Genomic DNA, 9,008 nt, shown 5'->3' with positions numbered 1-9,008 from the left:
CGAGTGAGACCAATAGAAAAGAAATGAATCCTAACCAGTCAGCCCATACAACTCCAGCCAGCGCTCCGCGCTGACTTCCGCGTATGGCTTTCACGTTGGGCAAAGAAAGAAATGGCTACCGGAACACTATTCAGAACTGAACAAGACGGCATTCTAGTCGTTGACAAAATACTAATTACGCTAGTCACGGCTATGCTACCAGCGACTCTAGCCCTATTCAGTGTCCAGAAGACTCCCGATCCACCGACCATCTATTGGCTAGCCCTTTGCCTCGCGCTAATCCTGCCTTCACTCTTCACGTTGCTCTGGCATTCGGTAAGGTGGCCGGTCCGACTGAAGCATATGGAAGAAGAGAATCTCAAAGCCTGCAAAAGTTTCAGTCAGGACGTACAAGAACTACTCATGAAGGTAGGCGTTCCAGAAATGGAAAAGGCCGTATGCGGCGAGAACGACGAAAAAGTAATCAAAGGGCCAGACGGTAAAGAGTACCTGAAAGGCCCAATGAAAAAGCTGCAGAAGGAAGCGATGGATGCGTTGGTTTCTTCCTTAGAAAGCAAAAATCCCATTATGAGAAATACGATCTCTGCTCACTCTAGTAGAATAGTCGAAGCACAACAGAACGCTCTATACAAACCACTACAAGAAAAGAAAGCGAAGTTTAAGAATAGTATCGATCACATTTCGCGACGCACTCGCCACTGGTGGGTCTCAGCTATGTTGTTTGCGGGAATTGGTTCAGCTATCTCTTTGCTCTTAAAATGAAGAATAGGCCCAACCAGGCAGCCCATACAACTCCAGCCAGCGCTCCGCGCTGACTTCCGCGTATGGCTTTCACGTTCGCAGAATAATGAAAACACTACCAATAGTCATTTTCTCCATCATAACCATGGCGTCAGCTTCCTTTGCAGAACTAAGTCCAAAACATCGCTTGAACATCGATCTATCCACTCTGCAAGTTGGTAACACACCAATTGGCCAGCCTCTCTCCGAATTGGATGTTTTTTCGGCAGGGCTAAAAAAACACGAGATCGTCTATTCTAAAAATGGCGGAGTAGAAATTGGCGCAAAAGAAGACCTGCTTGATTATGTATTTGTGACTATGTCCAAATTTCAAGGAACGTTCTCTATGGATGGAATCCCCTTAGCTTTAACTCAACAAACAAAGGAGAACGAGATTCTGAATAGCTTCGGTGATCCCTACTGGGTCGATGAAGAAGATAATGAGAAGATTTACTTCTACGAATATCGAGAAGGAACAATAGAGCTACAGTTTGAATTTGTGGACGATTCTCTCAGTTTTGTGACAATGAGCCTGAACGGTGTATTGTCAGATGACACGCAACGTAAACTGTATGGAGTAACCAAGAAGTGGCCACCAGTTGATGATGGAAAGAAAATTGAATAGAAAAGGTAGTGCGAACCAGTCGTCCCATACAACTCCGGCCATCGCTCCGCGATGACCTGCGCGTATGGCCTTCACGTTCACCAATAAATAGATGAAGTGCGTTTTCATAGACGAAACGAGCGATTCGAAATTCAAATCCTACCACGGACTCTCCATTGCATCGGTAGACTCACGTTTCTATCCCAACTTAAAGGAACAGTTCCAGAGCAAGCTCATTTCCGTCGGTTGGGATCCATCGATAGAATTCAAAGGAAGCTATATATTCTCAAAGAAGAGCGGCGACACAAACGTTGACGTTCCTGAGAGAGTCGAGCTTGCCAGAGAAGTAATCGCACTCAACAAGAGCAAATCGAATTCACGAATGAAATTCCATTACTCTTCATGTGAAAGCGATGATTCGAAAAAGGCATACTTAAGCCAGATAGAAAAGAACCTACCCAAAGCTATTGGGAAACCATCTAAAGGAACGGGAAAGAATTTGCTATCACTACATTTCGACCAGCGAAGCGATGTCACCATCAAAGAACTTCGTGACCTTTCTCTTCCGATCCTGAGTCAAAAAGGTTGGAAACTTTACGAGGACATTTCTATCGCAAGTAGCGGCTTCCAAACAATAGGAATCCTTTTTGCTGATATCGTCGGATACATGCAGGCACGAATCGAGACGATCAGCAGTGATGCTGAGCTGTTTGACGGCTTAGACCTATTCAACTACCAGAGGAATGGAAAGATTCGGAAGCTCAATACGTCCACGGAAATCATAGACGGAATCAAAACAATCGAAGTAAAAAAAATAGGGTGAACCAGTCGTGCCATACAACTCCGGCCAGCGCTCCGCGCTAGCCTTCGCGTATGCACTCGACGTTGGACGAAAAAATAGGGCGAGACTTGCTACAGTTGACGACTCGAAGGCGATTTCGGATCTTTGCCTGCCAGTACAACGACTACACGCTGAAAAGGCTCCTTGGCTTATCAAGAACCCATCTGACGATTCTGATTTCCTGGATTGGCTTAGAGCTGGACTAGAAACAGAAGATTCCCTGTTCTTGGTCACCGAGGACAGAGGCAAGGTTGTTGGTTATCTTTATGCACAGGAAGTCAGAAGAGATGAATCGTGGATACGACCGAAACTCCACTACCTCATGTTAAACCATATTTCAGTATCTTCCGATTTTCGAAGAAGAGGTTTTGGCCACGATCTCATGAAGTGTCTATTTGATCTTGGTCGATAAAGAGGAATTTCTCGAGTCGACTTGGAGGTTTGGGACTTCAATGAAAAGGCACAGAAATTCTTCTCAAACTACGGGTTTGAAAGCTTGAGCATACGTAAAACTCTTAAGATAGAAAAATAGTCCAACAAGTCAGCTCATACAACTCCGGCCATCGCTCCGCGATGACCTACGCGTATGGCTTCAGCGTTCGACGAAAGAATGAAATGAGAATGCTTCCCTTCAGTATCTTAGCTCTCTTCTTCCTCATCGGTTGTTCAGAAGAAGCACCAAAGCCGGCAGATCTATACTTTGATCGTTCCAACGTTGTTCTCGAAGCCTATTTCTCCGGTTCGCCCGAAGAGGCAAAGTCAGCGCTAAAGGCCGATCTCGAGTTGATCGAAGAATTCGACCGAGACGACGAGAATGATATCTTCACTGAGGAAGGCGGAGCCTACTACAGAGCCTTGAACTACACACGATTAGCGATGATCACCGAATCTGAAGGAAGAAAAGAAATATCCGATGAATACTACTCCCAAGCACTTCAGTATTGGGCTCAGTTCTTGAAGCTCAACGAGCAAGAACAAAACAAGAATCCCACAAAGACTTACGCACAGTACATGGTCGATTCACTCGATCACGGAGGCGAAGGCAAAATAAGATGGCGCCAAGAACTCGATCGCCAGCCTTTGTACTACTACCCCAAACACCAGATCAATGAAGAAGGATTGGTCGAACCAGGCAGCCCATACAACTCCGGCCAGTCGCTCCGCGACTGACCTCCGCGTATGGCTTTCACGTTGGGGAAAATAATAATCATAAACCAAATCCTCTAATTCACGAGATGCCTTCACATAGCTACAAACGACTGGCTGAGATTCTGGAGGCAGCGTCATTCTCGCTAAATCATCCAGAACCACTTTCCGAAAGCATTTCACGCGAGCATGAAGAAGCTTGGCTGGAAGAAGACCAGACCTACAAAGAAAGACTGGATTCCATCTGTAGACGTTGGGCCCGCGACCAAATCGAGTTTCCAGATCTACCTCCTCGTGAAGAATATTTTCTATGGATTCGTTTCTTCGCCGCATCCGCCTTCCTGTATCAACTCGATATGCCAGAAGGAAAAGAAATGATCCCATACCCCAAAGTCTCCGAGCAAGAAATGTTCGAATGGCTTTTGGTCGATTGGTGGCAGCACACAGGCCGCGAAGCATCTTTGTATTCATATAACTTTACATTCAAAAATAAATAACCCCAACCAGGCAGCCCATACAACTCCGGCCATCGCTCCGCGATGACCTCCGCGTATGGCTTTGACGTTCTACAAGAAATGAGCAAGCTAGCGATCATCGCAGTATTCACACTAAGCATGGCAGTCACATTCAGCCTCTACATGCTTGCTGCGTCATTCGCCTTGGCTGCTTTTGGTCCTGGAGAATTCGAAGTGACCGAAACGATGAGAATCAAGGAAGCGATAGGCACTAGAATCCTATCCATCATGAATCTCCCTGTATTTTGGACCAATAACGGGAATCTTAGGTTGATCATATCGACGGCGTTCTGGGGTACTCTTTTCTCAGTTTCGATCTGGAAGTTGTTCGAAAGAAAAAGAAAGGTAGAACCAGTCAGCCCATAGAACTTCGGCCAGCGCTCCGCGCTAGCCTACGCCTATGGCTTTCACGTTCAGCAAAAAATAGATGACCAATCCTCAACCTGGACCAATCTCGGATTTAGACTCAACATTCTCAGTGATTTCTCCAACGGACACACCCAAGGTCATGGAGGCTTTAAGAAAAGAAGGTATAGAATTCGACGTCACAGTGAACACTCCAAAAGAAGATCCAAATGACGAAGAGATCGATATCTTCTGGTTTAGAAAAGAAGCCAACCAAGACAAGATTGGAGAAGTAATCAGAAAGGTTCTGAAGAATGAAAAATAAGCTGAACAAGTCGCTCGATACAACTCGGGCCAAGCGCCCCGAGTTGTGGACTCAGCAAGGTGAAATCTACCCCTACTCTTTCTCAACGGGTCTCTAGGCCCTCGCGTATCAGCTCAGCGTTCGACGAATAAAAATGACGAAAACCTTCACCTACCTCAAAAGGATCAAAGAGCCTATACAAAAGGATCGAGAATACCCTTACGATCTCTACCTCTCGATGGAAGACAAAGAGGACTTCATTTGCATAGGAGAAGGCTCAGGTTTTGGTTCGATGGGTTGCTCGATGAATCCCAAAGAGTTCATTTCGGGAAAATGGGACGATTACATCGAAAAGTTCAGCGCTCATTGGTTAAAAGAACTAATAGAAAAAATCGGAGTAGATCAGATAAAGCAGGAAGAGATCATCGAGTATTGGAAAAAGCATGACGTCTAAAATGAAAATATGGTCGAACAAGTCGCTCGATACAACTCGGGCCAAGCGCCCGAGTTGTGGACACAGCAAGGACGAATCTCACCCTACTCTTTCACAACGGCTTCCGAGCCCTCGCGTATCAGCTTAGCGTTCGCAAAATAAAACCATGGAATCAGACCACCAACCACTCCCATGGCCCGATTCATCAACTAACCTCTTCGTAGAAGGGGCTCATTTTCAGCTATCACCAACTCTTCCGGTAACATTCAACGAATCCAACTGGACGAGTTACGCTGAAGGATACTACCTTGCAGCCGAAAGGTTAGTCGAATTCGTAGAGCAGAAACTGATGTATGGCGGATTGCTAATTTATCCGATTACATTTATGTACCGACACTATACCGAGCTTCGAATTAAAGAACTGATCCTTAGGATTAGCCGCCTCAACGGTAACGATGTATCGAGCAAAGTGAGTGGCCACGATCTTAAGAAGCTGTGGAGTCGATGCAGGCCATTGATAGAGTCGCTAGAACCGACTCCAGAACCACAAGACATTTCGAACGTAGAAAGGTTGGTGCTGGAACTTCATTATCATGATCCGAAATCGACAGATGCTCGCTACCCAGACAACCCCAACGTATTCAGCGGAATGAAGAGCATCGATATGGTGAATCTGAGATTAGGAATGTCAAAGCTAGCCGCATTCATGAATGGAACCACCGACATGGTGATTGAATACTCTACCAATCCATGAAAATAGATGCGAACCAGTCGTGCCATACAACTCCGGCCAGCGCTCCGCGCTAGCCTCCGCGTATGCACTCGACGTTAGGCAGAAAGAAATGAACCCCATCCAAAGCCAGTTGCGAGAGATTGCCAAAGAATCATATCTTCACGATTTGGATACAACGGACGAAACCGAATTGGAGGCCTATTTCCTTCGGATCATCAAAATAGCGAAGGAAGAAAAAGAAGAAACCGTTAGCTTCTTCAGGTCAGCGATCTGGAAAGAATTCGAACATCCTGAATCAATGATTCCCTTTTGCATGAGAGAATTGAAGTGGATCGAGGTTAAGAACGAAGCAAATAAGCGATTCGAAGATGAAAGAAGCCCAAGACTCATGAATTGGGTTTCAGACATAAACCACGCATTTGAGAAAGAATGGAACGATGAAGAGTTTTGGCCCTACTTCCGGAAGAAGAATGAAGCCTAACCAGGCGGTCGATACAACTCGGGCCAAGCGCCCGAGTTGTGGATGCAGCAAGGACATATCTTGCCCTACTCTTTCACCACGTACAACCTAGGCCCTCGCGTATCACCTTCACGTTGGCAAAATAATGAAACAACTTGTTTTAGCAGCCCTACTCTCGTTTCCGATGCTAGCGTTGTCGGATGTGCACAATACGCATATCGACCAACTGGATTCACTCTCTTACTCCGGGGTTCCCCTTATCGAAGTACCACACGCGAAGTACTCGGATCAGATGACTCCATCCGAGTACTTAATATTTTATTCAGGTGCCGTGGTGTCCATCGGTCGCAAAGACATAGTTCCAAAGGCCACCATCGCGGTCGAACTCATGCCAACCGAGCCGTCAACATTAACAGCGAAAATCGTGATGTCATCGGAAGAAGATAAAACCGATTACACTCATGGAATGAAGATTTTCATAAAGAAAGCTACTTGTGGTGGTGCTGCCCCGATTACTCCCGACGGCTACTTTCTGACCGCTTGGCACGTCACGAAATATGACAATGTTTGGATTTCATACCGTACTTCGGATGAAGATCTAACTACGAAAACAGTGAGATGCAGAATCGTTTACGAAAACAGAAAGGCCGACATAACGATACTGAAGGCTGATCTAGCTACCGAGCGATTCCTTCAGATAAGAAGCTCCCCATTAAAAACAGGGGACTCGGTATTCGCAGGTAGCTGGTTTCACATGAGGGCAGCCGGCAAATACATTGGGCTACGAAGACACAAAAAAGAAGCTCACCAGATACTAACTTCGATACCTTTACTCGAAGGCGACAGCGGTTCTCCCCTAATAGACGAACGAGGGTATCTCTGTGGCATTACGTCCGCTGCCTACATTGGGAAGAAGAATAAAAGGGAACCTCAATCTACTTTTTCCATGTTAGATACCGAACTAATATTCAAAGAAATCGAGAAAGATAGAAATGCCAACAAGTCAGCTCATACAACTCCGGCCATCGCTCCGCGATGACCTCCGCGTATGGCTTCAGCGTTCTGAAAAAAAATAGCATGAAAATTTGCCCCAAGTGTTCAGCGAAGATTGGACCGTTCAAGTCACTCGCGGTCTCGAAATGGTCACCGCTAAAGTGTCCGTCATGTGGAACCAAATACAAGATGAACCAAGGGAAGTCCACACTAGCAGGAGGCGTTGCTGGCGGATTAACCTACTTTCTCGTCGTTAGCCCGTATAATGATGGAGACATGACCAGAGCTGGAATCGGGCTCATTGTTAGCATAGCTCTCGCAACGGTTGGCTTCTGGCTATTTGTCCCCGGCGAAGAGATCGAATCAAAAGAAGAAGCGAGAGGAACCAACGAATAATGAAAGAGAGTCAGAACAAGGCGCTCGATACAACTCGGGCCAAGCGCCCGAGTTGTGGAGGCAGCAAGGACGTATCTTCCCCTGCTCTTTCACAACCATCAACCTAGGCCCTCGCGTATCAGCTTCACGTTCAGCAGAAAAATATGATTAGAATCATCACGTTCCTAGCTGCCCTAGCATCGGCATCGTTAGCAATATCAGCAAACGAACGATCAAAAGCAGAATTCAGCAGTCTTGAAGCTGGGAAAGTAGTCCTCACGCTAAACCACTGGAACATTTCCGAAGAGCTACAGTTTCTCTCACTTCGTCCATCACCGGATCAGATTCATCACACGTATTTCGGGCCGGGAGCGTTGTACGGGAAACTCAAAGGTTACCAAGACTGGATTCGGATCGAACCTAAGGTTTCACGCCCATGCGGATTCGGCCTTCCATTCGATACGATCTACGTTGCCGCCAAGCCGACGCACGATCCGAAAGATTCGATTGTACAGGAAAACATCCTGACCAACGATCACTATCCAGAATACGGTTCCAACGAAGAATCCAACTCAGTAACCTTTCTCGTCGTTCTGGACTTAAACCTCTTCACTGACAGGCTCGATGCATTCCTAGCAAGTTACGAAGATTTTCGATTCGAGTATTCAGTGTACTCATACGACGATGAACAATTGGATTTCGTTGAGCACCACAAGACAGTGACGGATCCTTTCGAAATTAAAAATAAGCTGAACCAGTCAGCCCATACAACTCCGACCAGCGCTCCGCGCTGATCTCCGCGTATGGCTTTCACGTTAGACGAAAATGAAAATCAGATACAATAACACCAGAGCAGACCTAATCAAAGGTCAGTTGTGGATGCTAGCGCACAACAATTTCGCCGTAACGTTTTTCGGCATACTCTGGATGGCAATAGCTTCTCTGTCCTTCAACAGTTCTGCAGTAGCCGAAGCAACGATCTTCACGAAATTTCTCTTTGCTCTAATTCAAGCCACTATCGCCCTATCCATAGGAGGCTGTTTTTCTGTCTTCTACGTACTGCTCTCGGTCTTCACTCGAAAGAGCACTGGCTTGGTTGGAGAGCACGAATTAACCATTCTAGATGATGGAATCGAAGAAGTAACCGAGGTGAATAAAACACTCAATAAATGGGAAGGAATGAAAGGATTGAAAGAATCTAAGAGCCTCTGCCTTCTCTACGTCACGCAAGCAACCGCACATGTCATCCCTAGGAATCGAGAACTCATAGAGGGCGATTTAGACGAGTTTCTCTCGGAGGTGAAAATGAAATTAAACAATGTCTAACCAGTCATCCCATAGAACTTCGGCCAGCGCTCCGCGCTGACCTACGCCTATGGATTTCACGTTAGGTAGAAAATGAAAGTAACCAAAGAACACAAAATAGATGCCGGAGAAAAAGACTCCGAAGGTTACTACGACTATTTCTACGAATACGAC

General features: G+C 46.1%; 13 protein-coding genes. All 13 read left to right on the top strand.

Annotation, left to right across the window (positions count from 1 at the left end):
- Nucleotides 1-342: 342 nt before the first annotated feature.
- The 13 genes from QEH54_RS22165 (at nt 343) to QEH54_RS22105 (ending at nt 8,855) form a co-directional block, all read left to right on the top strand.
- A complete protein-coding gene (locus QEH54_RS22165) occupies nt 343-762 on the top strand; it encodes a hypothetical protein (RefSeq protein ID WP_309020913.1) in 420 nt (139 codons plus the stop codon).
- Between the two features lie 85 nt (nt 763-847).
- The gene (locus QEH54_RS22160) at nt 848-1,405 is read left to right on the top strand and encodes a hypothetical protein (RefSeq protein WP_309020912.1); all 558 of its coding nucleotides are present in this window, start codon (nt 848-850) and stop codon (nt 1,403-1,405) included.
- Between the two features lie 91 nt (nt 1,406-1,496).
- The gene (locus tag QEH54_RS22155; protein WP_309020911.1) at nt 1,497-2,207 is read left to right on the top strand and encodes a hypothetical protein; all 711 of its coding nucleotides are present in this window, start codon (nt 1,497-1,499) and stop codon (nt 2,205-2,207) included.
- A gap of 633 nt (nt 2,208-2,840) precedes the next feature.
- Nucleotides 2,841-3,395, top strand: coding sequence for a hypothetical protein (locus QEH54_RS22150; protein WP_309020910.1), 555 nt, complete (start codon nt 2,841-2,843; stop codon nt 3,393-3,395).
- Nucleotides 3,396-3,460: 65 nt separating this feature from the next.
- Complete coding sequence (locus tag QEH54_RS22145) at nt 3,461-3,868, top strand: hypothetical protein (protein ID WP_309020909.1); 408 nt, start codon at nt 3,461-3,463, stop codon at nt 3,866-3,868.
- Between the two features lie 78 nt (nt 3,869-3,946).
- Nucleotides 3,947-4,252 (top strand): hypothetical protein, encoded by a 306-nt coding sequence (locus QEH54_RS22140; RefSeq protein ID WP_309020908.1) that lies wholly within the window; start codon nt 3,947-3,949, stop codon nt 4,250-4,252.
- Nucleotides 4,253-4,313: 61 nt separating this feature from the next.
- Nucleotides 4,314-4,556: a hypothetical protein gene (locus QEH54_RS22135; RefSeq protein ID WP_309020907.1), complete on the top strand. Its 243-nt coding sequence runs from the start codon at nt 4,314-4,316 to the stop codon at nt 4,554-4,556.
- Between the two features lie 133 nt (nt 4,557-4,689).
- Nucleotides 4,690-4,989: a hypothetical protein gene (locus QEH54_RS22130; RefSeq protein ID WP_309020906.1), complete on the top strand. Its 300-nt coding sequence runs from the start codon at nt 4,690-4,692 to the stop codon at nt 4,987-4,989.
- A gap of 145 nt (nt 4,990-5,134) precedes the next feature.
- A complete protein-coding gene (locus QEH54_RS22125) occupies nt 5,135-5,722 on the top strand; it encodes a hypothetical protein (RefSeq protein ID WP_309020905.1) in 588 nt (195 codons plus the stop codon).
- A 19-nt stretch (nt 5,723-5,741) separates the two neighbouring features.
- Nucleotides 5,742-6,182: a hypothetical protein gene (locus QEH54_RS22120; RefSeq protein ID WP_309020904.1), complete on the top strand. Its 441-nt coding sequence runs from the start codon at nt 5,742-5,744 to the stop codon at nt 6,180-6,182.
- A gap of 124 nt (nt 6,183-6,306) precedes the next feature.
- On the top strand, nt 6,307-7,200 hold the full coding sequence (locus QEH54_RS22115; RefSeq protein WP_309020903.1) for a serine protease: 894 nt from the start codon (nt 6,307-6,309) through the stop codon (nt 7,198-7,200).
- 493 nt (nt 7,201-7,693) lie between these two features.
- On the top strand, nt 7,694-8,323 hold the full coding sequence (locus tag QEH54_RS22110; protein ID WP_309020902.1) for a hypothetical protein: 630 nt from the start codon (nt 7,694-7,696) through the stop codon (nt 8,321-8,323).
- Between the two features lie 31 nt (nt 8,324-8,354).
- Complete coding sequence (locus QEH54_RS22105; RefSeq protein WP_309020901.1) at nt 8,355-8,855, top strand: YcxB family protein; 501 nt, start codon at nt 8,355-8,357, stop codon at nt 8,853-8,855.
- Nucleotides 8,856-9,008 lie beyond the last annotated feature (153 nt).

Source organism: Pelagicoccus sp. SDUM812003 (assembly GCF_031127815.1).
Taxonomy (GTDB): domain Bacteria; phylum Verrucomicrobiota; class Verrucomicrobiia; order Opitutales; family Opitutaceae; genus Pelagicoccus.
This window is presented reverse-complemented; position numbering and strand designations above follow the sequence as displayed.

What these genes read in the sequence shown, in the direction of transcription:
- QEH54_RS22140 (WP_309020908.1), top strand. Translation starts at nt 3,947, where the DNA reads ATGAGCAAGCTAGCGATCATCGCAGTATTCACACTAAGCATGGCAGTC.
- QEH54_RS22150 (WP_309020910.1), top strand. Translation starts at nt 2,841, where the DNA reads ATGAGAATGCTTCCCTTCAGTATCTTAGCTCTCTTCTTCCTCATCGGT.
- QEH54_RS22135 (WP_309020907.1), top strand. Translation starts at nt 4,314, where the DNA reads ATGACCAATCCTCAACCTGGACCAATCTCGGATTTAGACTCAACATTC.
- QEH54_RS22115 (WP_309020903.1), top strand. Translation starts at nt 6,307, where the DNA reads ATGAAACAACTTGTTTTAGCAGCCCTACTCTCGTTTCCGATGCTAGCG.
- QEH54_RS22110 (WP_309020902.1), top strand. Translation starts at nt 7,694, where the DNA reads ATGATTAGAATCATCACGTTCCTAGCTGCCCTAGCATCGGCATCGTTA.
- QEH54_RS22145 (WP_309020909.1), top strand. Translation starts at nt 3,461, where the DNA reads ATGCCTTCACATAGCTACAAACGACTGGCTGAGATTCTGGAGGCAGCG.
- QEH54_RS22125 (WP_309020905.1), top strand. Translation starts at nt 5,135, where the DNA reads ATGGAATCAGACCACCAACCACTCCCATGGCCCGATTCATCAACTAAC.
- QEH54_RS22155 (WP_309020911.1), top strand. Translation starts at nt 1,497, where the DNA reads ATGAAGTGCGTTTTCATAGACGAAACGAGCGATTCGAAATTCAAATCC.
- QEH54_RS22165 (WP_309020913.1), top strand. Translation starts at nt 343, where the DNA reads ATGGAAGAAGAGAATCTCAAAGCCTGCAAAAGTTTCAGTCAGGACGTA.
- QEH54_RS22105 (WP_309020901.1), top strand. Translation starts at nt 8,355, where the DNA reads ATGAAAATCAGATACAATAACACCAGAGCAGACCTAATCAAAGGTCAG.
- QEH54_RS22130 (WP_309020906.1), top strand. Translation starts at nt 4,690, where the DNA reads ATGACGAAAACCTTCACCTACCTCAAAAGGATCAAAGAGCCTATACAA.
- QEH54_RS22160 (WP_309020912.1), top strand. Translation starts at nt 848, where the DNA reads ATGAAAACACTACCAATAGTCATTTTCTCCATCATAACCATGGCGTCA.